Below are 26538 nucleotides of genomic sequence, written 5' to 3'. Positions count from 1 at the left end.
GACTCCCCGGACTCGGCCACCTCCAGGAGGACACACATGGCTGGCAAGGCGTACATCGTCGGCGTCGGGATGACCCGCTTCGAGAAGCCCGAGACCCGCGAGTGGCAGTACTGGGACATGGCGAGGGAGGCGGGCGGCGCGGCGCTCGCGGACGCCGGGATCGGCTACGAGGCGGTCGAGCAGCTGCCGGTCGGCTACTGCTACCAGGCATCGACGGCCGGCCAGCGCGCCGCCTACGAACTGGGCCTGACCGGCATCCCCGTCTACAACGTCAACAACAACTGCGCGACCGGCTCGACCGCGCTGATGATGGCCCGCCAGTTCGTCGCGTCCGGCCTCAACGACTGTGTCCTGGCCCTGGGCTTCGAGAAGATGAAGCGCGGTGCGCTGGGCGGCGGCGCGGACGGCGGCGACTTCGCCACCTCGCCGGTGGCCCGCCACTACGGAGTGATGGCCGCGGCGCACGGTTTCGAGCGGACGCCGCCCACCGCCCAGATCTTCGGCAACGCGGCCCGTGAGCACATGGAGCGCTACGGCACCACCGCCGAACAGCTCGCCGCCGTCGGCGCCAAGAACCACCGCCACTCGGCGCACAACCCGAACGCCCAGTTCCAGGACGTCCACACGGTCGAGGAGGTCCTCGCCGCCAGGACCGTCCACCGGCCGCTGACCAAGCTGCAGTGCTCGCCGACCTCCGACGGGGCGGCCGCCGCGGTGATCGTCTCCGAGCGGTTCGTACGGGAACACGGGCTGGCCGACCGGGCGGTGGAGATCGTCGCGCAAGCCATGACGACGGACACCGAGGAGAGCTTCGCGAGCGGCTCGTGCATCGACGTCGTCGGCAAGCCGATGTCCCGGGCCGCGGCCCGGCAGGTGTACGCGGCCGCCGGACTCGGCATCGAGGACGTGGACGTCATCGAGCTGCACGACTGCTTCTCGATCAACGAGCTGCTGACCTACGAGGCGCTGGGCATGTGCGCGGACGGGGAGTCGGGGAAGCTGGTCGCCGACGGCGCCACGACCCACGGCGGCCAGTGGGTGGTCAACCCGTCCGGCGGCCTGATCTCCAAGGGGCACCCGCTGGGCGCGACGGGCCTGGCACAGGCCGCCGAACTGGTCTGGCAGCTGCGCGGCACCGCGGGCGGACGCCAGGTCCCCGGCGCCCGGGTGGGCCTGGCCCACAACATCGGCCTGGGCGGCGCCGCGGTGGTGACGATGCTGCGAAGGTGAGGGGGTTTGGGGGCCTCGCCTTGCGGTTTCGGCAGGCGCTGGTGCGGGGTGCCACGGGGCCGGTTGGCCGCACCCGGGGGAGGGCGCCAGTGGGCAGTGTGCGACCGCCTCCGCGTTAACTCACCTCTCCTGATGGGTAGTTGGCCCTTCGGGGGCCCTTCCGCCCCCTAGGGGCCCGCCACCCCCACCCCCTAAGGCCCCACCCGCCAAGCCCCACCCCTTAAGCCCCCGCCCCACCCCCGCCGCTCCGCCGTCCTGCGACTTCCGGCCCAGGTCTCCTGTCAGGTGGTTCATGCAGCGATTTACCGATGCGGGATGCAACCGGCGAATGCGAGCATGGTCGGCATGCCGCCGATAGCCACCCCCGCCACCCTGCCCGAAACCGCGCGCCGGAGGCGGGTGCCGCCGGCCTGGCTGGTGATGCTGCTGGTCTGCTCCGGGCAGTTCCTGGTCGTCCTGGACGTGTCCGTGGTGAATGTGGCGCTGCCCGCCATGCGCACCGGTCTGGGGCTGAGCGAGCTGGGCCTGCAGTGGATCGTCAACGCCTACGTCATCACCTTCGCGGGCTTCATGCTGCTCGGCGGCCGGGCCGCCGACCTCTTCGGCCGTAAGCGGATCTTCGTTCTGGGGCTGGCGCTGTTCACGGTCGCGAGCCTGGGCGGCGGACTGGCGCAGCAGCCCTGGCAGCTGGTCGCGGCGCGTACGGTCCAGGGCGTCGGCGCGGCCGTGCTCTCGCCCGCCACCCTCACCATCCTGACCACGTCGTTCCCGGCGGGACCGGCCCGTACCCGCGCCATCGCCACCTGGACCGCGGTCGGCGCCGGCGGTGGCGCGGTGGGCGGCCTGGTGGGCGGGGTGCTGACCGAATTCCTTTCGTGGCGCTGGGTGTTGCTGATCAACGTGCCGGTCGGGGCGCTGGTGCTGGGCGGCGCAGTGCTGTGGCTCACCGAGAGCCGGCAGGGTGCCGGGCGGCGGCTCGATGTGCCCGGTGCGCTGCTGGTGACGGCCGGGCTCGGGCTGGTGGCCTACGGGATCGTGCAGACCGAGACGGACGGCTGGGCGGCGCCGTCCGCACTGCTGCCGCTGGCCGCCGGGCTGGCCGTGGTCGTGCTCTTCCTCGTCGTGGAGGCGCGCGCCAAGGCCCCGCTGATGCCGCTGGGGCTCTTCCGGCTGCGCTCGGTCTCCTCGGCGAACGGGGCGATGGTGCTGGCCGGCGCGGCGATGTTCTCCATGTGGTACTTCCTGTCCCTCTATGTGCAGAACGTGCTGGGATACCGGCCGTTGGAGGCCGGGCTCTCCTTCATCCCGCACTCGCTGTCCATCGTCCTGGGCTCCAAGATCGCGCCCCGGCTGATGAACAAGCTGGGTGCCAAGCCACTGGCCGTCGCCGGTGCGGTGATCTCCGCCTGCGGCATGGCCTGGCAGGGCACGATGGACGTCGACGGCACCTATCTCGGCACCATCCTCGGGCCCGGCATCCTGATGGCGCTGGGCGCGGGGCTGACGGCGACGCCGATCGCCTCCATCGCGACCTCCGGGGCCGACCCCGCCGACCAGGGCCTGGTCTCCGGCCTGATGAACACCTCCCGTCAGATGGGCGGTGCGCTGGGCCTGTCGGTCCTGTCCACCGTCGCCGCCGCCCGGATCGAGGCGGGCGACGGCCCGAAGGCCCTGGCGGACGGCTACGGGGCGGCCTTCCAGGTCGGCTCGATGGTGCTGGTCGCCGGCATTCTGCTGATGGTCTTCGCGCTGCCGCAGCGGCGGGCGGACGCGGCGCACGGCTGACCGCGCCGGCGCCCCCGCCGCCGGCCGGGCGGCAGCGCCGGCGCCCGGCCGCCGGTCCGCCGCGCGCTCCCCGTCGAGCGCCGGGCGCGGTGTAGAGCACGCGCGGTGTGCTCAGCGCGCGGAGGACGGGCGGGCGTTCGCGGACCGGGAGGGCCTTTGCGGACGCGCACGACAGCTACAGCCAGCCGTTCTGCCGGGCCGCCCGCACCGCCTCCATGCGGTTGCGGGTGCCGGTCTTGCCGATGGCCGCGGAGAGGTAGTTGCGGACGGTGGCCTGGGAGAGGTGGAGGCGGCCGGCGATATCGGCGACCGTGGCGCCGTCCACGGCGGCGGTCAGGACCTCGCGCTCCCGCTGGGTCAGCGGATTGGGGCCGGCGCTCAGCGCCGCCGCGGCGAGGCCGGGGTCGATGACCCGCTCGCCGGCCAGCACCCGGCGGATCGCCGCCGCCAGTTCCTCCACCGGGCCGTCCTTCACCAGGAAGCCGGACGCCCCGGCCTCCATGGCGCGGCGCAGATAGCCGGGGCGGCCGAAGGTCGTCACGATCAGCACCTTGCAGTCCGGCAGCTGTGCGCGCAGATCGGCGGCGGCGTCCAGGCCGCTGCGGCCGGGCAGCTCGATGTCGAGGAGCGCGATGTCGGGGCGGGCGTCGAGGGCGGCGGCGACGATCCCATCGCCCGCCGCGACCTGCGCCACGACCTCCATGTCCGCTTCCAGGTCGAGCAGCAGCGCCAGTGCGCCCCGCATCATTCCCTGGTCCTCCGCCAGCAGGACCTTGATCACCTGGTCCACTCCTCCACATCCGCCATCTCGCCCGTGCCGACCGGGAGTTCGGCCGTGACCCGGAAACCGTGCCGGCCGTCCCGGCCGCTGTGCAGTGTCCCTCCTGCCGCGGCCAGGCGCTCGGCCAGCCCCTTCAGCCCCGTGCCGCCCACCGGCCCGGGCCGGGTGGCCGGCGCCGGGCCGCCTCCATCGCCGGCGCCGCCCGCCCCTGGTATGCCGCCCGTCTCCCGGCCGCCGTCCCCGGCCCTGACCTCGCCACTGCCTCGGCCCTCGCTTCCGTCCCCGTCCCCGTCCCCGCCGGGCTCCGGCACGCGGTCCCGGAGCCAGGTGAGGCCGGGGGCCGCGGCGGCGCCGGAGTTCAGGGGGCCGCGGCCGTCGTCCGTGATCGTCAGCCGTACCCGTTCCTCGTCGGTGTGTACGGCGATCTCGCAGCGGGTGGCGCCGCTGTGCCGGACGGTGTTGGTGACGCCCTCGCGGACCACCCAGCCCAGCAGTGCGCCGGTCTGCGGGGGCAGCGGCGGCCCGGCCTGCCGGACGACGGGCTCGATACCGGCCGCCTCCAGCGCCGAACGGGCCCGGTCCAGCTCGGTGGTCAGGCTGCCCTCGCGATAGCCGGTGACCGCCTCGCGGATCTCGGTCAGCGCCTGCCGGCCGACCGCCTCGATGTCGGTGGCCTGGGCGAGCGCCGCGTCCAGGTCGCGCGGTGCCAGTCTGCGGACCGCCTCGGCCTTGACCACGACCACGGACAGGGTGTGTCCCAGCAGGTCGTGCAGATCGCGGGAGAAGCGCAGCCGCTCCTTCTCGACGGCGCTGCGGGCCAGTTCCTGGCGGGTGGCGTTCAGCTCCTGGATGGTGTCGAACAGGCTCAGGACCGAGGCCGTCACCATGCCGGACAGGAAGGTGCCGTACCCGATGCCGAACCCGCCCCACGGGTCGCCGTCGTGCCGGCCGGTGAGGTAGCCGGCCGTCCCGCTGAGCGTGATCAGCCAGACGGCGAGCTTCTTGCCGCGCAGCATCCGGACCGTGCCCGAGGCCAGCGACAGCAGCGGGAAGAACAGGAACCAGTTGCCGCCGAAGCCGATCGCGATGGCGAAGGTGACGACGGCCAGCATCCCCAGGGCGTACAGGGGGCGGCGGGAGTCACGCAGCCGCGGGTTGAACGAGGACCAGACGACGCTGAGGTAGAGGGAGTTGAAGGCGAGCAGTCCGAGACCGGCCAGCCAGGGGTTGCCGGTCTTGCCCTGGATGAGGTTGGAGAAGGCGCCCAGGCCCATCAGCAGCCAGGGCAGGAAGGCGTACTTGCCGGGCCCCCTGCCACGCTTCCGGCCCAGCGGCCCCAGCGGCCCCAGCGGCCCCAGCGGCCCCAGCGGCCCCAGCGGCCCCAGCCGGCCGGTCCGTCCGGGCCGGCCGAAGCCCTCGCTGCCGTTCGTGCCGCCGGGGCCGTCCTTCTCGCCCGCGGTGGGGCGTTCCGTGTGCTGCATGGCCGCTTCCCAGGTCTGCGCCATCGCCGGTCACACCGTTCGTGCGGCCCGGCGGTACGCGTACACCGCGTATCCGCCGAAGACTGCCAGCCAGACGGCCAGCACCGCCACCGGAGCCAGGCCGGGCGCGCTGCCGTCGGTGACGCTGCGGCCGAGTTCGGCGAAGCGGTTGCCGGGCGTCCAGGCGGACAGCGAGCGCAGCCAGCCGGGGAACAGCTCGGTCGGGAACCACAGACCGCCGATGATCGACAGCAGCAGCACACAGCCGGTGTTGACGACGCCGGTGGACTGCGCGGACAGGCCGTAGCCGTTGCCGAGGCCGAGCAGGGTGAACGGGACGGTGCCGATCCACAGCAGCCCGGCCAGCGCGGCCCACTGCCAGGCCGGCAGCCGGACGCCGTTGACCAGCGCGCCCACCAGCAGGACGGCGGCGACGGCCGGCAGCACCGTCACCGAGCCGGTCAGCCCGCGGCCCACCACCACCCGTACGGGGCTCAGCGGGGTGATGCGCAGCTGGCGCAGCCAGCCCAGCTGCTTGTCCTCGGCGACACCGGTGCCGGTGCCGATCGCCGTGCCCAGCGCGCCGTAGGCGGCCATGCCGACCATCGAGGCGATCTTCCACTCCGGGTCGGCGCCGCCCGGCCCGACGCCGATGTTGGTCATCAGCAGGTACATCAGCACCGGCATCCCGATACCGAACATGACGAAGCCCCGGTCGCGGAGGGTGCGGCGGACTTCGAGACGGAGGTAGGCGAGCATCACACGGTCTCCTTCGCGGAGCGGGCGCCGGCGCCCGCCGGGGCAGCGGGGGCGGCTTCGGTGGAGGTCAGCGCGAGGAACGCGTCCTCCAGGCTGGCGGGGGTGACCTCAAGTCCGCGGACGAGCCCGAGTCCGGCCAGTGCCAGGACCGTGGCGTCCGGGTCCGCCGTCCGCAGCAGCGCGCGGTCGCCGCGCACCTCCACGGCGCTCACCCCGGGCAGCCCGGACAGGGGCCCGGTGGCCGCGCCCGCGAGGTCGAAGGAGACCCGTGAGCCGCCGGCCCGCCGCTTGATCGCCGTGCCGCTGCCGTCGGCGGCCACCCGGCCGCGGTCCATCACCACGATCCGGTCGGCGTGCTCGTCGGCCTCCTCCAGATAGTGCGTGGAGAAGAGGACGGTGCGGCCCCGGCGGGCGTAGGCCCGCATCGAGCGCCAGAAGGCGCGGCGCGCCTCGACGTCCAGTGCCGCGGTCGGCTCGTCGAGCACCAGCAGTTCGGGGTTGCCGGCCAGCGCCACGGCGAAGCGGACCCGCTGGGCCTGCCCGCCGGACAGGCCGTCCACCCGCCGCCCGCCGAACTCCTCCAGGCCCGCCAGCTCCAGGGCCTCGGTGACGTCCATCGGGTCCGGGTAGGTGGCGGTGACGAAGGTGAGCAGTTCGCGGACGGTGACCCGCGGGATGGCCTTGCCGTCCTGCAGCATGGCGCCCACCCGCCCCGCGCGTACCGCCGCCTCCGGGGGGCCGCCGAACAGCCGGACCGTTCCGGAGCTGGGCGGCAGCAGCCCCAGCAGCATGTTGATAGTGGTGGACTTGCCCGCGCCGTTGCGCCCGAGCAGCGCGACCGTCCCGCCCGTCGCGATCTCCAGCTCCAGCCCGTCCACGGCCCGCATCGCGCCGTAACTCCGCGTCACCCCGGAGAAGGCCACCGCCGCGGCGCCGCCCGCCCTTTCCGCCGCGCTGCCCGGCCTCGTCGCCTCTGCCATGCCCGTGCCGCCTCTCCTCTGCATGACCTCGACGTTACGGAGCGTGGTCGGTTCGCGGGAGAGGCGAATGTCGGCGATCTCCTCTGACAAATGTCACGGTCCGGCGCAACGAAAGTGGGGGGTGCGCACCGGTCGTCGGGGTCCGTGCCGCGCGGGCGAGGGGGCCGCGCCTCCCGGTCCCGGACCCGGCCGGGAGCCCGGCCCGGCCAGGAGTCCCGCCCCCGCCCGCTCTCCGCCGTCCGCGCGACCCGGATCTGACAAACCGTCAGGGGTCTTCCGGGTGCCGGACGGATCGGCTATACATGAGAACCATCGGCTAGAACGCGTTCTAGAAGTGTGCCCTGTGCGCTGTCGGAGCGCGGCCGCGCCGACCAGATACGACCCCGGCTCGGTCGACGGTGCGGACGGCCGGGCCGGGGTCTTCCCCTCGTGGTGAAGGAGCAAGCAGCCCCATGCCCATCGACGCCGCCAAGGCCACCTCCGCCGAGCCGCGGACCACCGGACTCGCCTGGGACCACAAGGACGTCCAGCTCTACCACCTCGGCATCGGTGCCGGTGCGGCCACTCCGGAGAAGGCCCACCCGGCCACCGACCCCGACGAACTGCGCTACACCCTGGAGAGCGCACTGCACGTCCTGCCCAGCTTCGCCACCGTCGCGGGCGGCGGGATGGCGCTCGCCGGCGGGCTCTCCGCGCCCGGCATCGACGTCGACCTCGCCGCGGTCCTGCACGGCGGCCAGACCGTCACCGTGCACCGGGCCCTCCCGGTGAACGGCCGCGCCACCCAGACCTCGTCCGTCCCCGCCGTGTACGACAAGGGCAAGGCCGCCGTCATCGTGCTGCGCTCCGAGGTCGCCGACGACGACGGCCCGCTGTGGACCTGCGACACCCAGATCTTCGTCCGCGGCGAGGGCGGCTTCGGCGGCGAGCGCGGCCCCTCCGCCCGCCTCGAACTCCCCGACCGGGCCCCCGACCTGAGCACCGAACGCCGTATCCGCGCCGACCAGGCGCTGCTCTACCGCCTCTCCGGCGACTGGAACCCGCTGCACGCCGACCCCGGGTTCGCCAAGCTCGCCGGATTCGACCGGCCGATCCTGCACGGGCTGTGCACCTACGGGGTCACCCTCAAGGCCGTCGTCGACACGGTGCTGGACGGTGACGTCACACGGGTGCGCTCCTACACGACCCGCTTCGCCGGGGTGGTCTTCCCCGGGGAGACGCTGCGGATGCGCCTGTGGCGGGAGCCGGGCCGGGTCCTGGTGTCGGTCACCGCGGCCGACCGGGAGGACGCGCCCGTACTGGCGGACACCGTGGTGGAGCACAGCTAGGGCGAGTCCGCCCTGGGGCCCGTCCGGCGCAGGCGTCGCGGTCCCGGCCGTGAACCGCCGGACCGGCCCAGGGCGCTTTGTTCGGATTCTGAAGCGCCCCCGAGCGATCCGAGAGGCCACCCCGGCCGGTCCGGACGGGGCCGGAGTGCCGTCCGTACGAGAGGAGCCGTGACATGCGCGCAGCCGTACAGCACGAGACAGGGCAGGACAGGCTCGAAGTCCTCGACGACATCGAGACGGTGGGCTTCGGCCCCGGCAAGGTCAAGATCCGCATCCGGGCGACCGGACTGTGCCACTCCGACCTCTCCGCGATGAACGGGGTGCTGCCGCAGCCCGCCCCCTTCGTCCCCGGTCACGAGGGCGCCGGGGAGATCCTCGACGTCGGCGACGGCGTCACCGGACTCGCCCAGGGGGACCGCGTCCTGATGTGCTGGCTGCCCGCCTGCGGCAGCTGTCCGTCCTGCCGGCGCGGCCAGACCCACCTGTGCCTGGCCGGATTCATGAACGCCGGCACCCCCAACTTCCGGCGCCCCGGCGGGGACGTCTTCGGCTTCGCCGGCACCGGCACCTTCGCCGAGGAGGTCGTGGTCGCCGCCAACTGCGCGGTCCCGATCCCCGACGACGTCCCCTACGAGATCGCCGCGCTGATCGGCTGCGGTGTCACCACCGGGCTGGGCGCGGCCCTCAACACGGCCCGGGTGGAGGCCGCTTCCTCGGTGGCGGTCATCGGATGCGGCGGGGTCGGCATCTCCGTCATCCAGGGCGCGAGGGCCTGCGGCGCCGCCCAGATCATCGCCGTCGACCCGGTACCCGCCCGCCGGGAGGCCGCGCTGCGCTTCGGCGCGACCGAGGCCGTCGCCCCGGAGGAGTTCGCCGGCGCCAAGGCCCGGATCACCGCGGGGGAGGGCTTCGACTACGTCTTCGAGGTGGTCGGCAAGTCCGCCACCGCCCGTACCGCCTACGAGATGACCCGCCGCGGCGGCACCCTGTGTGTGGTCGGCGCGGGCGCCATGGACGACACCTTCCAGGTCAACATGTTCGAGCTGTTCTTCGACGAGAAGCGGATTCTGCCGTCCCTGTACGGCGGCGCGGATGTGCTGCGCTCCTACGAGCGGGCCATCGCCCTGTGGCGGGCCGGCCGGATCGACCTCGAAGGCCTGATCACCCATCGCGTCCAGCTCGCCGAGGTCAACGACGCGCTCGACCAGATGCGCTCCGGCACCGCGCTGCGCACCTGCATAGAGATCTGACGCCCACCGTTTACCCCTCGCACCGCACCGCACCGCACCGCGTGCCGCGACCACTGGAGAGGACAGGAATGGCACAGCCACTGGAGGGACTGACCGCGATCGTCACCGGCGCCGGGCGCGGTCTGGGCCGCGCCGAGGCCCTCGAACTCGCCCGCCTCGGCGCACAGGTCGTGGTCAACGACTACGGGCAGCCGGGCCGCGACGGTACGGGGGAGGCCTCCGCGGCGCCCGCCGAGGACGTCGTCGCCGAGATCCGCGCAGCCGGCGGCACCGCCGTCGCCCACCTCGGAGACGTCGCCGACCACGCCCAGGCCCGCGCACTGGTACGGCTCGCGGTCGAGACCTACGGACAGCTCGACATCCTGGTCAACAACGCGGGCATCCTGCGCGACCGGATGGTGTTCTCGATGACCGAGGACGAGTGGGACTCGGTCATCCGCGTGCACCTCAAGGGCCACTTCAACACCACCCACTTCGCCGCCGTCCACTGGCGCGAGCGCGCCAAGGCGGCCGGCGGCCCGGTCCACGGCCGGATCGTCAACACCTCCTCCGAGGCGTTTCTCGCGGGCTCGGCGGGCCAGCCCAACTACGCCGCGGCCAAGGGCGGCATCGTCGGCCTGACGACCTCCACGGCGCTGGCGCTGGGCAAATACGGAGTGACCGCCAACGCGATCTGCCCGCGCGCCCGCACCCGTATGACCGAGGACGTCTTCGCCGGCTTCCAGGAGCCCACGGACGGCCGGCTCGACGCCCTCGCGCCCGAGCATGTCGCGCCGCTCGTCGGGTACCTCGCCTCACCGGCCGCGGCCGGGGTCAACGGACAGCTGCTGGTCGTCCACGGCGGCATGGTCGCCATCGCCGAACGCCCGCGGATCGCCGCCCAGTTCGACACCACGAAGGAGGTCTTCAGCTTCGAGGAGCTGGATGACCTGCTGACGCCGTACTACGCGCAGCGCCCGCCGAACGAGACCTTCGCGGCGGCCGAGGTGCTGGGCCTCAAGCACGGCTGAGCCCACGCGGAGCACACGCGAACGGCCGTGGCCGCCGCCCCGCTGTCATGGGGCGGCGGCCACGGCCGTGTGCACGCGGTCGGCGGTCGGGGCCCGCCGGACGGCCCTACGCGCCCTGCGGCTGCTTGTCCCGGCGGTGCCGGCCGTGGGCGGCGGAGTCGGACTCCTCCGTGGCGGCCGGGCCACGATGCCTGCCGGAGCTTGCGGCCTCGGCGGCCTGGGCGGATGCCTCCTGGGGGCGCGCCTGGGTCGTGTCGGTTCGGGCTTCGGACATGGAAAGAGTCACTCCGTCAGTTCGCTTACAGCTGTACGCATCGGGACCTCGCCCGACGACCGCCAGGGCTGCTCCCGAGCGGCACTGCCGGTGGCCGGTCAACCGGCTGCGCAGCTCCCGGCCGGAATTCTAACGGGGCCGGAAATCGCGCTCCACCGGGTCTAGCGGGCCGCCAGAGGTGCCTCTTGCAAGGGAACTGGCCTGCACATGTGGGGATGTCCGGGGGCGGGCGGCGGTTCCGCGTCCAGGGCCTGAGGATGTGCAGATGCTGTGGAGCGGTTGTCGGCATCCCCTGCATCCGGGACAATCCCCCCTTCGCTCCCGGTGGCGCCTCCGGAGGGCGGCGCTTCCTCCGGCCGCACGGCCTCCATGGGCTCCACCACCGCCATCGGCGCCTCCACCACCACCGCCGGAGCCTCCACCACCGCCACCGGCCGAGCCGCCCCCGCCGGCCCCCCGGCCCACGCCGCCTCCCCCCGCCCCGCGGCCCGTGGTACCGCCACCTGCCGCACCGGCCCCATGGGCCCGAGGGGCCACACCGGTTCCACCGGCCGTACCGGCCGCGCGGGCCGCACCGGTTCCACCGCCCCCACCCGCTCCCGCCGCACCACGGGCTCGACGGACCCCGTCGGCTCCACCCCCACGGCCAGCCGCGCCACCCCGCACGGCTCCGCCGCCGTCGCGTACGGCAGCAGCAGGTCGCCGGCCGCCGTCCACCGACCGGTTCCCCCCAGCCAGCCCTCCGGTGCCGGGTACTGCCGCAACTGCCGCCCGGAGGGCCGCCAGACGCCGAGCCAGCCGCTGCCCGCCGCGGTCATCCGGAACGCCACCGCACAGCTCTCCGGCGCCAGCGCCTGCCCCGGCTGCACCGCGAACGGGGTGACCGCCGCGCCCGTGGGCCGCAGGCACTCGGGGAAGCGCACCGGCAGGCTGCTGCCCAGGACGCCCCAGCCGAGCCGGTCGTGTCCCGGGGCGTCCGAGCGCACGAGCAGCAGCCCGCTGTCCGGATCGGCCAGCAGCAGCCGGTCGTTGCTCTCCTCGGTGATCTGGAGCAGCGGACCGGTCTCGCCGCCCCGCTCCAGATCGACCACCACGGTCTTGGTCCGGCCCGCCGACTCCCGGTCCAGCGCCAGCAGTCGGCCGGTGCGGTCCAGCCACACGCCGCCCGTGCAGCGTCCCGGGATGCGGGCGATCCGCTCGGGTCCGCCCGTCCCGCCGTGCAGCAGCCACAGCGCGGTGTGCTCCGCCTCGGGGGCGAGGGCGTGGGCGAGGGTTCCACCGGGGGCGGGCGGCAGCAGCGTCAGCCGGGGGGCCGCCACGGCGCCCAAGAGGAGTTCGCCGGTTCCGGGGCCCGCCGGGTAGAGCAGGGAGACGGCGAAGCGCTCGGCGACCCGGCGCAGGATCAGCACCCGTCCGTCCGTGAGCGGCAGCAGCGCGCTGTCCGGCTCCTCGGGCTGGGTGCCCTGCAGCGGCACGGCGTACGGCGCGGGGCCGCTCAGCGTCCAGCGCTCCGGGAACCAGCTTCCGGCGGCGTCGTCGTGCCGGGTGAGCCGGGCGGCGTACGAGCCGTCGGCGGCGATCGTCAGGCGCCCGGCGAGCGGGCCGGCCGACGCCCTGGTGTCCTCAGTGGCACAGATCGTCATCGAGTGGTCACCTCCAGTCGGCAACCGAAACTAGTTTTCGTACTTCCGGCCGAACACTGCAAGTTGTCGCACTTCACGCATAAGGGTGGCAGTTGTCCGGTTCGCCGGTGCCGCGCCGGGGGGTTGTGCTCCTGGGCCCGTCGTGTGCCGGTGCGGCGGGCGCGGGCGGGCCCGCGCCGTCCGTTTCCCCGCTCTGCCGCAGGGGAGCCGGAAGGGGGCTCGACCCGACGCCATGTCACAGCCGGGAGGTAACCTTCCACCCGTGCCCGTACTGTCTGAAGTCCTCACCGCGCTCGACGCCCTCTGGCCCCCCGAGCGGGCCGAAGGGTGGGACGCCGTCGGCACGGTCTGCGGAGACCCCGGCGCGGAGGTCCGCCGTGTGCTGTTCGCCGTCGACCCGGTCCAGGAGATCGTCGACGAGGCGGTCACGCTCGGCGCCGACCTCCTGGTCACCCACCACCCGCTCTATCTGCGCGGTACGACGACGGTGGCGGCCTCGACCTTCAAGGGCAAGGCCGTGCACACCCTCATCAAGCACGACATCGCCCTGCACGTCGCGCACACCAACGCCGACACCGCCGACCCCGGTGTCTCCGACGCCCTGGCCGGCGCCCTGGACCTGCGCATCCTCGGCCCGCTGGTCCCGGACCCGAGCGATCCGGCGGGGCGCCGGGGCCTCGGCCGGATCTGCGAGCTGCCGCATCCGATGACGCTGGCCGAGCTGGCCGCCCACGCCGCCGAGCGGCTGCCCGCCACCGCGCAGGGCATCCGGGCGGCCGGCGACCCGGACCGCGAGATCCGCACCCTCGCCGTCTCCGGCGGCTCCGGCGACAGCCTCTTCGACGCGGTACGGGCGGCCGGTGCGGACGCGTTCCTCACCGCCGACCTGCGTCACCACCCGGCCTCCGAGGCCACCCAGAAGAGCCCGCTGGCGCTGCTCGACGCCGCCCACTGGGCCACCGAATGGCCGTGGTGCGAGCAGGCCGCGGCCCAGCTCGACGCGGTCTCCGACCGGCACGACTGGGGACTGCGCACGCATGTCTCCCGTACGGTCACCGACCCCTGGACCGCCCACGCGGCGTCCACCCGATTCGTCACCCCGACGCACACCACAGGAGCCCCACGCTGAACGCCGCGCCCGCCGACCAGATCCGCCTCCTCGACGTCCAGTCCCTGGACGTGAGGCTCACCCAGCTCGCCCACCGCCGCAACAACCTCCCCGAGCTGGCCGAGCTGCAGACCCTGGAGGCCGACCTCATCCAGCAGCGCGACCTGCTCGTCGCCGCGCAGACCGAGGAGAGCGACACCAGCCGCGAGCAGACCAAGGCCGAGCAGGACGTGGACCAGGTGCGCCAGCGCGCCGCCCGCGACCAGAAGCGCCTGGACTCCGGTGCCGTGACCTCCCCCAAGGACCTGGAGAACCTCCAGCGCGAACTGACCTCGCTGGCCAAGCGCCAGGGCGACCTGGAGGACGTCGTCCTGGAGGTCATGGAGCGCCGGGAGTCCGCCCAGGAGCGGGTCACCGAGCTCACCGGCCGGGTCGAGGCCATCCAGGCCAAGGTCGACGACGCCACCGCCCGCCGGGACGCCGCCTACGCCGAGATCGACGCCGAGCACGGCACGGTCGCCAAGGAGCGCGAGCTGACCGTCGCCGACATCCCGGCCGATCTGCTCAAGCTCTACGACAAGATCCGCGCGAAGGAGGGCGGCGTCGGCGCGGCCCGCCTCTTCCAGCGCCGCTGTGAGGGCTGCCGCCTGGAGCTGAACATCACCGAGATCAACGATGTGCGCGCCGCCGCCGCCGACACCGTCGTGCGCTGTGAGAACTGCACCCGCATCCTGGTCCGTACGCCCGACTCGGGTCTGTAGGCCGTGGCCCGCACGCTGATCGTCGAGGCGGACGGCGGCTCCCGGGGCAACCCGGGGCCGGCCGGCTACGGCGCGGTCGTCCTCGACCCGGAGTCCGGCGAGGCGCTGGCCGAGGCCGCCGAGTTCATCGGCACCGCGACCAACAACGTCGCCGAGTACAAGGGCCTGGTGGCCGGTCTGCGGGCGGCGCACACCCTCGATCCGCAGGCGCGGGTCCGGGTGCGGATGGACTCCAAGCTCGTCGTCGAGCAGATGTCCGGGCGCTGGCAGATCAAGCACCCGGACATGAAGCCGCTGGCCGCCGAGGCCCGGTCGGTCTTCCCGGCCGGCCAGGTCACGTACGAGTGGATTCCCCGCGCGCGGAACAAGCACGCCGACCGGCTCGCCAACGAGGCGATGGACGCCGGGAAGGCCGGCCGGCAGTGGGAGCCGCGCGACTCCCGGGCGGCGCTCGACAGCGGCACCGCGCCCGCCCGCAGCGCAGCCGCCCGAGCGGCCGACGAGGCCGCCGAGACGGCGGAGGCGGCGGACGCGGCGCCGAGTGCTCCGGCGGCCGGCTGGGGCGCCCCCGACCTCGGTCCGCCCGCGACCTTCGTCCTGCTGCGGCACGGCGAGACCGCGCTGACGCCGGAGAAGCGGTTCTCCGGCAGCGGCGGCACCGACCCCGAACTCTCCGCGGCCGGACGCCGGCAGGCCGAGGCGGCCGCCGTCGCGCTGGCCGCCCGGGGCACGGTCCAGGCCGTCGTCAGCTCACCGCTGCGGCGCTGCCGGGAGACCGCCGGGGCGGTCGCCGACCGGCTGGGCCTGGAGGTCCGTATCGAGGAGGGCCTGCGGGAGACCGACTTCGGGGCCTGGGAGGGGCTGACCTTCGCCGAGGTGCGCGAGCGCTTCCCCGAGGACCTCGACGCCTGGCTCGGCTCCGCCCGGGTGGCGCCGACCGGCGGCGGCGAGTCCTTCGCGACGGTCGCCCGCCGGGTCGCCGTCGCCCGCGACAAGCTGCTGGCCCGGTACGCGGGCAAGACGGTGCTGCTGGTCACGCATGTGACACCGGTCAAGACGCTGGTCCGGCTGGCGCTGGGCGCCCCGCCGGAGTCGCTGTTCCGGATGGAGCTCTCGGCGGCGTCGCTCTCCGCGGTCGCGTACTTCTCCGACGGCAACGCCTCGGTGCGGCTGCTGAACGACACCTCGCACCTGCGGTAGCGGGGCGTCCCCGGAGCGGACACGGGCCCGGCACCCCGGACGGCCGGGGCGCCGGGCCGGTATGCGTACGCACCGCCGTCAGGCCGCCAACGCCGCCGCCTCCCGGGCGAGTTGGCGCACCCGGCCCCAGTCCTTCGCGGCCAGCGCCTCGGCCGGCAGCATCCAGGTGCCGCCGACACAGCCGACGTTGGGCAGCGCCAGATAGGACGGCGCGGCCGCCGGGCCGATCCCGCCGGTCGGGCAGAAGCGGGCCCGGGGCAGGGGCGCGGCGAGCGAGTGCAGATACGGGGTGCCGCCCGCCGCCTCCGCCGGGAAGAACTTCATCTCGGTGACGCCTTCCTCCAGCAGGGTCACCACCTCGGAGGCCGTCGAGACCCCCGGCAGGAACGGCGCCCCGGAGTCCTTCATCGCGCCCAGCAGCCGCGGCGACCAGCCGGGGCTCACCAGGAAGCGCGCGCCGGCCACGAGGGCGTCCTCGACCTGCTCGGGGGTGAGCAGGGTGCCCGCGCCGATCACCGCTTCCGGGACCTCCCGGGCGACGGCGCGGATCGCGTCGAGCGCCGCGGGCGTCCGCAGGGTCACCTCGATCGCGGGCAGCCCGCCGGCGACGAGCGCACGGGCGAGCGGTACGGCGTCCTCGGCGTCGTGCAGCACGACGACCGGGATGACCGGGGCGAGCCCGAGGACGGAAGGGGCGGCGGGGGAGGAGGCGGCGCGGGTCACGCCGCCCATGGTGCGCCGTTCGCCCACCCTCCGCAACGAGCGTTGCACATGCTGCAACGTAGGGTGCTAGAGCTCCGTGACGATCACATCGAGGGCCCACGCCTTGCCGGCCTTCGCGGGCGCCTCCGCCTCCACCGCGTAACCCAACTCGCACAGCGCCGCGACCAGCTCCGCCGGACCCGCCGGATCGAGCCCCGCCGTCAGCAGGTCCCGCACCAGCCGCCCCTTCGTCGCCTTGTTGAAGTGGCTGACCACCGACCGCTTCTCCACACCGGCCACGGTCTTCGACTGGAGCACCCGCACCGTCGCGGTCCGCCCGGCCACCTCGCCCTTGGGCTTCCACGCCGTCGCGTACGCCGCCGACCGCAGGTCCAGCACCAGCCCCTCCCCGGCGGCCTCCGGCAGCGCCTCGGCCATCGGCGCCCGCCAGTAGGCGCCCAGCGCACCCAGCCCCGGCAGCTTCACGCCCATCGAGCAGCGGTACGACGGAATCCGGTCGCCGATCCGCACCGCGCCCCACAGCCCCGAGAACACCAGCAGCGACCGCTCGGCCCGCCGCCGCGCCGCCGCGTCCAGCGACGCCAGACCGAGCGCGTCGTAGAGCACCCCGGTGTAGATCTCCCCGGCCGGCCGGGTCCCCGCCGTCCGCAGCCCCGCGTTCTTGGCGACCTCGCCCTTGAGGCCCTCGCTGAGCCCGAGCACCTCCTGGGCCTTGACCGCGTCCGCCGCGGACAGCTCGACCAGCTCCGTCAGCACCGTCTCGCGCGCCGCGGTCAGCCCCGGCAGCGACAGCGCACCGGTGTCCAGCGGCGCCCCGGCCTCCGCGGAGGCCTTCCCTTCGGACGGCGGCAACAGCACGAGCACGGTGTTTCTCCTTCACGGCGGTACGGGCGGGGTTCGGCCCCGGGAAAGCGTAGGGCCTGCGGCGGCCGGGCGCGGACCCCGCACGGCGCCCGGGGCCCGGGGCGGCACCGCACGGCGCGCCGGGAGCGGCCGCCCGCCATACGCTCGATGTCATGCCCCGTCTCCATATGCATGTGACCGACGCAGCCGAGGCCCCGCTGCGTGTCGCGCTGCATGAGCTGCGCGGCAGGCTGGAGATCCCGGACCACTTCCCGCCCACGGCCCAGGCCGAGGCGGAGAGCGCGGCCCGCGCCCCGCGCATCCCGGCCGCCGACGGCGCCGTGGCGACCGAGCACACCCTGGAGGACGCCACCGGCCTCCCCCTCTTCACCCTCGACCCGCCCGGCTCCCTCGACCTCGACCAGGCGATGTTCCTCTCCCGCCGCCCGGCGCCGCCCGGGGCGAAGGGCAGGGGCGGCTACCGCGTCCACTACGCCATCGCCGACATCGCCGCCTTCGTCACCCCCGGCGGTGCCCTGGACGCCGAGGCGCACCACCGGGTGACCACCCTCTACTTCCCCGACGAACGGGTCCCGCTCCACCCTTACGTGCTCAGCGAGGGCGCCGCCAGCCTGCTGCCCGACCGGGACCGCCCGGCCGTCCTGTGGCAGCTCGACCTCGACGCGGACGGCGCCCTGACCGGCGTCTCCGTACGCCGCGCCCTGGTCCGCTCACGGGCCAGGCTGGACTACGCGGGCGTCCAGCGCGTCCTGGACGACGACACGGCCGAGGAACCCCTCGCCCTCCTCCGCGAGATCGGGCAGCTGCGCGAGGAGCGGGAGGTCGCCCGGGGCGCGATATCCCTGAACGTCCCCGAGCAGGAGATCGTCGAGCTGGACAGCCGCTACACCCTCGAATACCGCGCCCCGCTCCCCGCCCACGCCTGGAACGCGCAGATCTCCCTGCTCACCGGCATGGCCGCGGCCGAGCTGATGCTCGCCTCCGGCACCGGCATCCTCCGTACGCTGCCCACCGCTCCCGACGGTTCGGTCGCCCGGCTCCGGCTGACCGCCCGTGCGCTCGGCGTCGACTGGCCCCACCACACCTCGTACGCGGCACTGATCCGCACCCTCGACCCGCGCCGTGCCGCCCACGCCGCCTTCCTCCAGGAGTGCACCGCCCTGTTGCGCGGCGCCGGCTACACCGTCTTCGACGGCACCGCCCCCGCCGCCTCCGAGGCCCTGCACGCCGCCGTCGCCGCCCCGTACGCCCACGCCACCGCGCCGCTGCGGCGCCTGGCCGACCGCTACACCTCCGAGCTGTGTCTGGCCGCCTCGGCCGGCGCCGCACCGCCCGGCTGGGTCCGCACCGCGCTCCCCGCGCTGCCCCGGGAGATGGAACTGGGCACCCGGCGCGCCAACCAGGTGGAACGCGCCTGTGTCGACCTCGTCGAGGCGGCCCTGCTGCGCGACCGGGTCGGCGAGATCTTCGAGGCCCTGGTCGTCGAGATCCAGGAGCAGGACCCCACCCACGGCACCGTCCACCTCTACGACCCGGCCGTCATCGGCACCGTCGAAGCCGCCCCCGAAGGCCCCGCCCTCCCCCTGGGCCACCGCATCCCGGTCCGCCTCACCGAGGCCGAACCGGGGCATCATCCGGTGCGCTTCACGCCTGCTTGAGGGGGCGGAATGGGGCCCGCCTGGGGGCTGGCTTTATGCGGGACCGGCTCTACGGGGCCCGTTCTACGGGGTTCCGGCCGTTTGCGGCGCCCCGTCTTCCGGAGCCCTGTCGGCTTCCGGTGCCGCCGTCCCACCGGCCCCCTCCGCCTCTGCTGCGTCCCGCGCCGCCATCGCGGCCCGTACGGCCGCCACCGCCGCCCGCGCGTCATCGGCGTGGAACCGCACGGTACGGACCGTCTCCCGCTGCCCCAACAGCCGTACGGCCACCACCGGTTCGGTCAGCTCGACGGTGACCGAGGTCTGACCCGCGACCGCCAGCTCGGCCACCCCGCCCCCGCTCCCGCCCCCGCTCCCGCCCCCGCTCCCGTCCCCCTCCTTCTCCTTCTGCTGCTCCCTGGAGAACCGGAGGTCGTAGCGGACCGAGGCGATCCGCTCCAGCGGTATCCGGATCTCGCGCCGCGCACCGTCCCGCAGCCGCAGCGCCTCCGTCCCCAGCACATGCGGCCGGGTGACCGCCGCCGCCTGAAGCCCCAGCACCGCCAGCACCGTGTACACGTCGATGAACAGCATCACCTCGTGTGCCACCGGCTTCCCGGCGAGCAGCACCGCGAGCCCGTCCGTCTCCACCAGACACACGAACGCCAGCCCGTACACCAGCGCCGCCTGTGCCCCCGCATACGCCAGGGCCCGCTCACCCGGTGCCACCCCGATCCGCCGCCGGGCCACCCACCACCCCAGGCTCAGCAGCCACCGCCCCTCATGGGCGGCCAGCCGGCGCAGCGCGGTACCCCGGCTCATCGCGCCCGCTCCGCGACCAGCTGGATCGCCCGGCGCACGGCCCTGGCCTGCGCGGGCGCGAAATCCGCGTAGTACGCCGCCATGAACCCGTCGTCCGACTCCGCACCCGGCCCGGCGGCGTGCTCCCACTTCTCCGCGCCGAGCTCCGCGACCACCGCGTCCGGAATGCAGTCGGCGAGCGCCCGCGCGGCCTCTTCCACCCGCCGGTCCTCCACCCCGGCCCCCGCCAGCGCGTCCAGCAACCCGTACACCTCGTACGCCCGCTCCATCGCCCCCGGCGCCGAGGTCGCCTTGCTGAGCATCTCCACCATCCGCTTGCTCTCCCCCTCCTCGCCCGCCGACTCCAGCAGCGCCAGAATCTCCCGCTCCTTCGACGCCAGGACGGGCTCCGGCCCCGGCCGTGCCGCCGAGGTACGCGCCATCTCCGCGAAGAACGCCGCCAGTTCATCCGAAACGGGCCCCTCGGCGGGCAGCCCGCCGTGCTCCTCGGCCTGCCGCCGCACGGCCGCCAGCCGGGCCCGCCGCACCCGGAGCTCCTCCTCCTGCCGGGCCAGATCCGCGTCCAGCTCGTCCAGCACCTCGTGCAGCTCGCGCCCCGCGTCGTCGGCGAGCACGTCCCGCACCTCGTCCAGCCCGAGCCCCAGCTCGGTCAGCCGCCGCACCCGCGCGAGTGCGACCGCGTCCCGCAGCCCGTAGTCCCGGTATCCGTTGGCCCGGCGCTCCGGCTCGGGCAGCAGCCCGAGATGGTGGTAGTGGCGTACGGCACGGGTGCTGATCCCGATCAGACCTGCAAGCTCACCGATTCTCATGCGCTCAGTAGAAACGTTGCCGCCGCGACAAGGTCAAGCACGCCCGTCCGGAAGCGGGCACGGGGGGAGGGGGCCTGGCCTGGCGGGGACCGGTGCCCCCTACGGGTAGCATGGTCGGCACGGCGGACGAGCCGGCCGGACGGCCGCGTGGGGATCTCACGATCCTCCCGAGGAACGTCCGGGCTCCACAGGGCAGGGTGGTGGGTAACGCCCACCCGGGGTGACCCGCGGGACAGTGCCACAGAAAGCAAACCGCCGGAGGCTTCGGCCCCCGGTAAGGGTGAAACGGTGGTGTAAGAGACCACCAGCCTCCGAGGTGACTCGGAGGGCTAGGTAAACCCCACCCGGAGCAAGGTCAAGAGGGGGCATCGGTTGATGCCCCTGCGCGGACGACCGAGGGCTGCCCGCCCGAGTCCGCGGGTAGACCGCACGAGGCTGCCGGCAACGACAGCCCTAGATGGATGGCCGTCTCCCCCCGGCCCGCAAGGACCGGGGGCGACAGAACCCGGCGTACAGGCCGACTCGTCCGCCATCACCTGGGACTTTGCCCCGGAAAGGGCCTCTGACCTTCGTCGGAGGCCCTTTCCGACCTTTCAAGTGCTTGCTGCCTTACGCGGCTGAACGTCCTCGAAAGTCCCTCCGACAGAGCTGAGAATCCCGGAGGTGGGCGGCCGCCGGAGGCGTCTGAGCAGCTGATTGGGCATCGAGCGTGATGGTCACTACGAGTGCCGGTTACTGCGGTGGACAGCACGGCCGGCGCTTGCTGTCCACCGCGGCGATCGGACACAGGAGCCAACACGCCCCCATGGATGCCTGGTTCTCACCCCAGTTCCCAGTCCTCTTGCTCGGTGCTCTGGTTCCCCCTTGGAGGCGCTCCCGGCTTGCTGGATCAGCCTTCACTCGCGAGCTCTCGCAGCCTGACCAGCTCGATCACGCTAGGCCTGTCGCCCTGGGCGAGGCCGGCCAATTCGGCGAGAGCCTGTGAGGGGGACAAACCCCGGTCGTGTGCAGACCTCAGCCGCTCCAGCCACGAGAGCGAAGCCTTGTACGTCTCCTCGTCATCGAGGTCCCGTGGTTCGAAGCTCGCGCCGTTCTCTGCATCGGAGGCCCAGAGGTACCCGAGCACCCCGTGCTCGTCTCGTACAGGGACGTACTGGACCTCACCGTCGACTGAACGCTTATAGCCGATGTGGCCGAAGCCAGGTGCATGCCTGAAGTGGCTGTACCGCCGGGGAATTTCGAAACTGGTCCATACGTCGGACGCGGCGCCGTCTGCATCGATGTAGTTGTCGATTCCTGTCGCGCTGGGCTTGCCGAAGTAAGTGGGATCGTCTGGGTCGATCTCCGAGTCTAGTGCCTCCGACAGATCATGAAGGGCAGTAGATAGCCGCGGCGCGTTTGCCCCGTAGACGGAGGGCTGGCCGCAGCCCTTGAGGTCGTAGGGCATCCAAGCGTCGGAGAACGTCACCAGATCGACACTGACGTAGCCGAGAAGCGTCGAAGCCCCCAGTTGGAACAGCCTGTCTGCACGAAACTCATCATTACCGTCAATGATGAACCCAGAACTCTTGACGTCAGCGTAAACGGACCCGATCTGCCCTGGGCGTAGCGCAGCCCTGACTACACCGGCCAGATGTTGTGCAGGGTCGGACCATGTGGCATCGAACTCAAGGTCTCCCTGGAACAAGAAAGTGTTCGGCTTTCCCGCTTCGTGGACGGAGGCGGATACTTTCGGAGTAGCGGCCACAAGGCGATGCCTGGACAGGATGGTGTAGGCGGTCAAAAGTTCATGAAGGCACGCGGCGATCTCATCCTCGGCGTGTTCCTCCCGCCCCCAGGTCCAACGCGCGACAGGCGTACTCGCGATCACAGTGTTCCTTCCGGCATGAACTTACCGTTGGGCGGGATGATCAGAATCCCGTCCTCGACCCGAATGATGAACTGGATGTTGGTGTTCCCGTACACATCGGTGAGGCGCTGTTGAGCCCGGAGGGCCTCGTGTTCTGCCACCGTTCCCTTGGTGTCGACCACGAAGGTTTTGAAATCTGCACCGGACTCGTCCAGCTGTTTGATATTGTCAAAAATCTTCTTGACGAGCTTCTTCGGGTTCTGAATCTCCTTGAATTGGCGGCCGTGGATACTGCCATCCGAATCCCGGGCCATCACATCGAGGTCCGTTTTCTCCCCGGTCCGAACTCCGGGCTTGATTTCGACATCACCCTTGATCTCGAAAGAGATGTTGCGGACACCCATGCCATACAGCCTGTTGGCCAGGCGGAGTTGTTCAATGCCGCCGGACATTTTGTCTGCGTGGCTGAGGCTGGACACTACCTGATCAAAGTTTTCGGCGCCTTTGAACCTGCCCGACGCGATGGTGTCGGCGATTTCGCGACCGGCTGGATCTTCGGCCAGGTTAGCCAAAACCCTTTCAAGATCGTTGGGTTTGACCTTGGAGCCCCGCAATTGATCTTGGATCTGCTGTTCCTGCTCGCCCCCACGCTGGAAGGGGCCGGATTCACCATGAGGCATCTCCCAACCACTCGCGTCACCAGGGCCATCGCCAAGTGGACGGCCAGGTCCAGCTGCCGTTCCGCCTGAGGGCACGTCTCCAACAGTGCTCGAGGCGCCCTCGGAGACACCTGCAGGCGCTGTAGGGCCACCGCCGGGCGAGTCTCCTCCGTGGCCGGCAGGGAATCCGTGTTGACCATCCGCGCCGGACACGTCGCTGTGCACAGGAGGCGGTTCGTGGCTGGCGGAGGGAGCCGCAGAGCGGTCGTCAGCCCGGCCGCCGGGCAGGTGGTTGGCAGAGCCACCCGGAGGGCTGTTACCGTCCCGCCCACCGGGGACGTTGTCGCCGGTACGGGCCGGGTCGGGGGCGTCCGAGCCGACGCGTATGAAGTCGTCGCCTCGTCCGCCGACGCCGACCGGGACCCTGCTTCTCCTGCTCAGCCTTCTGCGTGGCCAGCGTGTGCTGAAGGAACGACCACCCCACGCACCCCGCACACAGGACAGCCGTGATCGCGATCCCCGCGAAGACCTTTCCCAGCCGCTCGTCCGCCGTGCGACGTCCCCGCTGCATGCCGAACAACAGAGCATCCCGCATTCTGCGGCGGCGTACCGCCACTGACTCCAGCAGCTGACTGTCGTAATCCCGCGCCATTTCCTCATCCGTCGCTTCAAGTCGCCTGCCGCGCACCCGCCATGGTCGATGACCCCTCGGCCATTGGCGTCCGTACGCTGGCCGATACTCCGAGACCCTCATGCATGATGGCGCACTTCTGTGCCCGCCGTCGTCCGGCTGGCTCGTCGAGCACTGTCATGCGCCCGGTAGACGTGGTGCACGGCGGACCGACTCCAGATCTTCAGCGACCTGAATGGCTGGCCGAGATACAGACGGACTCGCTCCGCGGCGACTTCGTCGATCCGCGCGATGGTGAGATCACCGTGCGCGAGTACGTCGAAAGCATTGGTGGCCGACCCGGATATGGCCAGCTCAATCGCTGGAGAGCATGGAGTATCCGGACTGGGGACAGGTGCTGCCTCACCTGGGAGAACTGGCGCTCCGCGAGGTCGGCGTCGCAGTCCTCCGGGCACGCAACCTAGCAAGTCAGAACTTGATCCACTCCTCAGCCGGACAGAACCCGGCGTACAGGCCGCCTCGTCCGCCGTCTGCGCCCCCGTTGCCGGGGTGAGCGTGCTCTCTTCTGCCGCCCTCATCAGAGGGTTGGCGGTGCGCAGTCGGGGACCGCACGCACCTCCCCGTACGGCCCCCGAAACCACTGTCAGTCCGGATGGATCAGGACGACTGGGCCTGGTTGTACAGGTTCTTGGCGTCGTCGCCGAAGTAGGGGCCGAACATGGTGTTGGGCCAGAACTGGTAGCCGAAGCTGTTCACGGAGGACTGGAGGCCGGTGCCGGTTTTTTCGTCGAAGGAGGTGAACCAGGGGCCGCCGCTGGAGCCGCCGGTCATGTTGCAGGACAGGCCATGGTCCTGGGAGAACAACGGGTCCTTGATGGTGGTGCCGCTGCAGTAGATGAGCTTGCTGCCGTCGTAGGGGGCGGCGGCGGGGTAGCCGTAGGCGTACATCGGCTTGGTGTAGCCGGAGTTGAAGGAGAGGCCCTGGCCGCCGACGACGTCGGTGAGTTTCTTGCCGTCGAGCGGGGCGACGACCGCGGCGCCGACGTCGTAGTTGATGTCCTCGCTCGCGGTCCACTGGGGCGTGGCGAGCGTCTTGGTCGCCGTCCACTTGCCGTACGGGGACTGGCCGTCGTGGTAGCCGGGGACGAAGGCCCAGTTGGTGTGCCAGGCGCCCTGCAGCTTCACGCAGTGCCCGGCGGTGATCACGGTGCTCTTGTTGCCGCTGGTGACCGCGTCGCCGGAGCAGGAGGCGTTGCGGCCCTGGTAGGTGAAGAACACCCGGCCGGTGGTCTTGGTGACCGCGCCGCCGCCGGTCCACGGGCCGCCGGCCTGGGGGAGGGCTCCGGGCGACGCCGAGGGGGCCGCGGGGAGCCGGGGGAGGGTGGGGGACACCTTGAGCGGGGCGCTGCGCGGGACCGCGGCGGAGGCGGACCGTTTCGTGGGGGTGGCGAGGTCCAGGGGAGTGGCGGCGCGCATCCGCTCCGCGGTCCAGTAGGCGCCGAGGGTGGTCTGCGGGGTGCCGGCGTGGTGGAGGGTCTGCGGGGTGGCGGCGCCGGCCTGGCCGGTGGGGAGCAGCAGGGCGAGCAGGGTGCCGGCGGCCGTCAGGGTGCCGAGGGCGGCCCGGGATCTGTGCGCGGGGCGCGGGGTGGAGAGGCCGTCAACTGCCGGTATGCCGCGGTCGGTTCGTCTCACACGTGACTCCTTCTGCGGGGGCCGCGTACGGCGGGCGTGCGCGGCCGCGTGGGGACGGGCCGCGCGGGGCGGCCCGGCAGACGAGTGGTGCGGATTCGAGCGAAGCGTCTGCCGCCGCGCCGCGGACGGTCGTCCGGCCGGGGTGCGAGGGCAGGCTCATAGGGTGCCACCGGAAGGGGAAAGTGGGCAGGGGTCGTACGGGATTCGACGCCCGGGGGGCCTCGCCGCCGGGCTCGGTGGGGCGGTGGGTTTCCTCGGGCCCGGCAGTCGCCGCCGTCCCCTCAACCCCGGCCGATGTACGGCATGTTGGTGGCCATCACCGTGGCGAACTGTACGTTGGCGGTCAGCGGCAGTGCCGCCATGTGGACGACCGTGCGGGCGACGTCGGCCGCGTCCATCACCGGCTCGACCGCCAGTTGGCCGTTCGGCTGCAGGATGCCGGTCTGCATCCGGTCGGTCATCTCGGTCGCCGCGTTGCCGATGTCGATCTGGCCGCAGGCGATGTGGTACGGGCGGCCGTCCAGGGAGAGCGACTTGGTCAGGCCGGTCATCGCGTGCTTGGTGGCGGTGTAGGCGATGGAGTGCGGGCGCGGGGTGTGCGCGGAGATCGAGCCGTTGTTGATGATCCGTCCGCCCTGCGGCTGCTGGGCCTTCATGGCGCGGAACGCGGCCTGGGCGCAGAGGAAGGCGCCGGTGAGGTTGGTGTCGACGACCGCGCGCCAGTCGTCGTAGCCGAGTTCCTCCAGCGGTGCGGGCGGGCCGAAGGTGCCCGCGTTGTTGAAGAGCAGGTCGAGCTGTCCGAACCGCTCGTGGACGGCGGCGAACAGGGAGCCGACCTGCTCGGGGCGGGTGACATCGGTCGGTACCGTCATGATCGCGGGGCTGTCGGGGGTGGTCGGGCCCGCCTGGCGGGCGGTTTCCGCCAGCGCCTCCGCGCGCCGCCCGGCCAGCACCACCGTCCAGCCGGCGGCGGCCAGCGCGAGCGCGACCGCCCGGCCGATGCCGGAGCCGGCGCCGGTCACCACGGCGACCTGCCGGGGTGCCGCCCCGTCCTGCCGTGCCTCCTGTGCCGCCGGCGCCGTCCGGGTGCTCTGCCCGCCCCGCGAGGACGGCGCCGGCAGCGTGGGCCGGGGCGCCGTCGCCGTGCCGCCCACCTGCCCGGCCCGTGCCGTCGGTGTCGTCCGCGCTGTCCCTGCCGGCTCTGTGTTCTCTGCCATGGCGGCAGCGTAAACGGCGTACGGGCGGCGCACGGGACGTCGTCGCCG

At 72.8% G+C, this 26538-nt stretch carries 24 protein-coding genes and 1 other RNA gene; 10 read left to right on the top strand and 15 right to left on the bottom strand.

All coding sequences use genetic code 11. The features are described from left to right. Window positions 1–36 precede the first annotated feature (36 nt). Together ACGFN2_RS11940 and ACGFN2_RS11935 are read left to right on the top strand one after the other, a co-directional pair. The gene (locus ACGFN2_RS11940) at window positions 37–1230 is read left to right on the top strand and encodes a beta-ketoacyl synthase N-terminal-like domain-containing protein (RefSeq protein WP_393359544.1); all 1194 of its coding nucleotides are present in this window, start codon (window positions 37–39) and stop codon (window positions 1228–1230) included. A gap of 336 nt (window positions 1231–1566) precedes the next feature. Next, window positions 1567–3015, top strand: a complete 1449-nt coding sequence (locus ACGFN2_RS11935; RefSeq protein WP_393359841.1) for an MFS transporter — start codon at window positions 1567–1569, stop codon at window positions 3013–3015. Window positions 3016–3190: 175 nt separating this feature from the next. Here ACGFN2_RS11935 and ACGFN2_RS11930 read toward each other — a convergent pair whose 3' ends face one another. The 4 genes from ACGFN2_RS11930 to ACGFN2_RS11915 are packed head-to-tail and all read right to left on the bottom strand — an operon-like array spanning window position 3191 to window position 6923. Continuing rightward, window positions 3191–3796 carry a response regulator gene (locus tag ACGFN2_RS11930; protein WP_393359542.1) on the bottom strand — a complete coding sequence of 202 codons (606 nt, stop codon included), beginning with the start codon at window positions 3794–3796 and terminating at the stop codon, window positions 3191–3193. Beyond that, window positions 3793–5301, bottom strand: coding sequence for a sensor histidine kinase (locus ACGFN2_RS11925; RefSeq protein WP_393359540.1), 1509 nt, complete (start codon window positions 5299–5301; stop codon window positions 3793–3795). The genes ACGFN2_RS11930 and ACGFN2_RS11925 overlap by 4 nt, the downstream gene beginning before the upstream one ends. A 6-nt stretch (window positions 5302–5307) precedes the next feature. Continuing rightward, window positions 5308–6036 (bottom strand): ABC transporter permease, encoded by a 729-nt coding sequence (locus ACGFN2_RS11920; RefSeq protein WP_393359538.1) that lies wholly within the window; start codon window positions 6034–6036, stop codon window positions 5308–5310. Further along, window positions 6036–6923, bottom strand: coding sequence for an ABC transporter ATP-binding protein (locus ACGFN2_RS11915; protein WP_393359839.1), 888 nt, complete (start codon window positions 6921–6923; stop codon window positions 6036–6038). The genes ACGFN2_RS11920 and ACGFN2_RS11915 overlap by 1 nt, the downstream gene beginning before the upstream one ends. A 545-nt stretch (window positions 6924–7468) precedes the next feature. On the opposite strand from ACGFN2_RS11915, the gene ACGFN2_RS11910 reads away from it, so the two are divergent. The 3 genes from ACGFN2_RS11910 to ACGFN2_RS11900 all read left to right on the top strand — a co-directional run bounded on the left by ACGFN2_RS11910 (window position 7469) and on the right by ACGFN2_RS11900 (window position 10604). Further along, entirely contained in the window at window positions 7469–8344 is an 876-nt protein-coding gene (locus tag ACGFN2_RS11910; protein WP_393359536.1) for a MaoC/PaaZ C-terminal domain-containing protein, read from the top strand. 173 nt (window positions 8345–8517) lie between these two features. Next, the gene (locus ACGFN2_RS11905; RefSeq protein WP_393359534.1) at window positions 8518–9594 is read left to right on the top strand and encodes a Zn-dependent alcohol dehydrogenase; all 1077 of its coding nucleotides are present in this window, start codon (window positions 8518–8520) and stop codon (window positions 9592–9594) included. Window positions 9595–9662: 68 nt separating this feature from the next. After that, window positions 9663–10604, top strand: a complete 942-nt coding sequence (locus ACGFN2_RS11900; protein WP_362607594.1) for a 3-oxoacyl-ACP reductase — start codon at window positions 9663–9665, stop codon at window positions 10602–10604. A 106-nt stretch (window positions 10605–10710) separates the two neighbouring features. Here the strand turns inward: ACGFN2_RS11900 and ACGFN2_RS11895 are convergent, their stop codons facing one another. Together ACGFN2_RS11895 and ACGFN2_RS11890 are read right to left on the bottom strand one after the other, a co-directional pair. After that, window positions 10711–10878: a hypothetical protein gene (locus tag ACGFN2_RS11895; RefSeq protein ID WP_362607596.1), complete on the bottom strand. Its 168-nt coding sequence runs from the start codon at window positions 10876–10878 to the stop codon at window positions 10711–10713. Between the two features lie 161 nt (window positions 10879–11039). After that, window positions 11040–12521 (bottom strand): hypothetical protein, encoded by a 1482-nt coding sequence (locus ACGFN2_RS11890; protein WP_393359531.1) that lies wholly within the window; start codon window positions 12519–12521, stop codon window positions 11040–11042. Window positions 12522–12783: 262 nt separating this feature from the next. On the opposite strand from ACGFN2_RS11890, the gene ACGFN2_RS11885 reads away from it, so the two are divergent. The 3 genes from ACGFN2_RS11885 to ACGFN2_RS11875 are packed head-to-tail and all read left to right on the top strand — an operon-like array spanning window position 12784 to window position 15590. After that, window positions 12784–13650 (top strand): Nif3-like dinuclear metal center hexameric protein, encoded by an 867-nt coding sequence (locus tag ACGFN2_RS11885; protein WP_362607600.1) that lies wholly within the window; start codon window positions 12784–12786, stop codon window positions 13648–13650. Beyond that, window positions 13647–14390: a C4-type zinc ribbon domain-containing protein gene (locus ACGFN2_RS11880; RefSeq protein ID WP_362607685.1), complete on the top strand. Its 744-nt coding sequence runs from the start codon at window positions 13647–13649 to the stop codon at window positions 14388–14390. Before ACGFN2_RS11885 ends, ACGFN2_RS11880 begins: the two co-directional genes overlap by 4 nt. A gap of 3 nt (window positions 14391–14393) precedes the next feature. Beyond that, on the top strand, window positions 14394–15590 hold the full coding sequence (locus ACGFN2_RS11875) for a bifunctional RNase H/acid phosphatase (protein ID WP_393359528.1): 1197 nt from the start codon (window positions 14394–14396) through the stop codon (window positions 15588–15590). Between the two features lie 78 nt (window positions 15591–15668). Here the strand turns inward: ACGFN2_RS11875 and eda are convergent, their stop codons facing one another. Continuing rightward, a complete protein-coding gene (gene eda, locus ACGFN2_RS11870) occupies window positions 15669–16322 on the bottom strand; it encodes a bifunctional 4-hydroxy-2-oxoglutarate aldolase/2-dehydro-3-deoxy-phosphogluconate aldolase (RefSeq protein WP_393359837.1) in 654 nt (217 codons plus the stop codon). A gap of 57 nt (window positions 16323–16379) precedes the next feature. Next, on the bottom strand, window positions 16380–17177 hold the full coding sequence (yaaA, locus tag ACGFN2_RS11865) for a peroxide stress protein YaaA (RefSeq protein WP_393359526.1): 798 nt from the start codon (window positions 17175–17177) through the stop codon (window positions 16380–16382). Window positions 17178–17329: 152 nt separating this feature from the next. Here yaaA and ACGFN2_RS11860 point away from each other — a divergent pair, with 152 nt between their 5' ends. Next, on the top strand, window positions 17330–18835 hold the full coding sequence (locus ACGFN2_RS11860) for an RNB domain-containing ribonuclease (RefSeq protein ID WP_393359524.1): 1506 nt from the start codon (window positions 17330–17332) through the stop codon (window positions 18833–18835). Window positions 18836–18898: 63 nt separating this feature from the next. Here the strand turns inward: ACGFN2_RS11860 and ACGFN2_RS11855 are convergent, their stop codons facing one another. Continuing rightward, window positions 18899–19633: a hypothetical protein gene (locus ACGFN2_RS11855; RefSeq protein ID WP_393359522.1), complete on the bottom strand. Its 735-nt coding sequence runs from the start codon at window positions 19631–19633 to the stop codon at window positions 18899–18901. Next, window positions 19630–20442, bottom strand: a complete 813-nt coding sequence (locus ACGFN2_RS11850) for a MerR family transcriptional regulator (protein ID WP_393359520.1) — start codon at window positions 20440–20442, stop codon at window positions 19630–19632. The genes ACGFN2_RS11855 and ACGFN2_RS11850 overlap by 4 nt, the downstream gene beginning before the upstream one ends. A gap of 127 nt (window positions 20443–20569) precedes the next feature. Here ACGFN2_RS11850 and rnpB point away from each other — a divergent pair. Beyond that, window positions 20570–20971, top strand: an RNA gene (gene rnpB / locus ACGFN2_RS11845) — RNase P RNA component class A. A 360-nt stretch (window positions 20972–21331) separates the two neighbouring features. On the opposite strand, the gene ACGFN2_RS11840 is transcribed toward rnpB, so the two are convergent. The 5 genes from ACGFN2_RS11840 to ACGFN2_RS11820 form a co-directional block, all read right to left on the bottom strand. Next, window positions 21332–22312, bottom strand: coding sequence for a hypothetical protein (locus ACGFN2_RS11840; RefSeq protein ID WP_393359518.1), 981 nt, complete (start codon window positions 22310–22312; stop codon window positions 21332–21334). Next, window positions 22309–22971 (bottom strand): hypothetical protein, encoded by a 663-nt coding sequence (locus ACGFN2_RS11835; protein ID WP_393359516.1) that lies wholly within the window; start codon window positions 22969–22971, stop codon window positions 22309–22311. Before ACGFN2_RS11835 ends, ACGFN2_RS11840 begins: the two co-directional genes overlap by 4 nt. Window positions 22972–23266: 295 nt before the next feature. Next, complete coding sequence (locus ACGFN2_RS11830) at window positions 23267–23602, bottom strand: hypothetical protein (protein ID WP_393359514.1); 336 nt, start codon at window positions 23600–23602, stop codon at window positions 23267–23269. Between the two features lie 636 nt (window positions 23603–24238). Continuing rightward, window positions 24239–25273, bottom strand: a complete 1035-nt coding sequence (locus tag ACGFN2_RS11825; protein WP_393359512.1) for a peptidase — start codon at window positions 25271–25273, stop codon at window positions 24239–24241. 281 nt (window positions 25274–25554) lie between these two features. After that, a complete protein-coding gene (locus ACGFN2_RS11820) occupies window positions 25555–26490 on the bottom strand; it encodes an SDR family oxidoreductase (RefSeq protein ID WP_362607620.1) in 936 nt (311 codons plus the stop codon). Between the last annotated feature and the right edge of the window lie 48 nt (window positions 26491–26538).

The organism is Streptomyces sp. NPDC048612 (assembly GCF_043199295.1).
In the GTDB taxonomy this organism is placed as follows: domain Bacteria; phylum Actinomycetota; class Actinomycetes; order Streptomycetales; family Streptomycetaceae; genus Streptomyces.
Note: the sequence above shows the minus strand (reverse complement) of the source record. Positions and strands in the feature narration are given on the sequence as shown.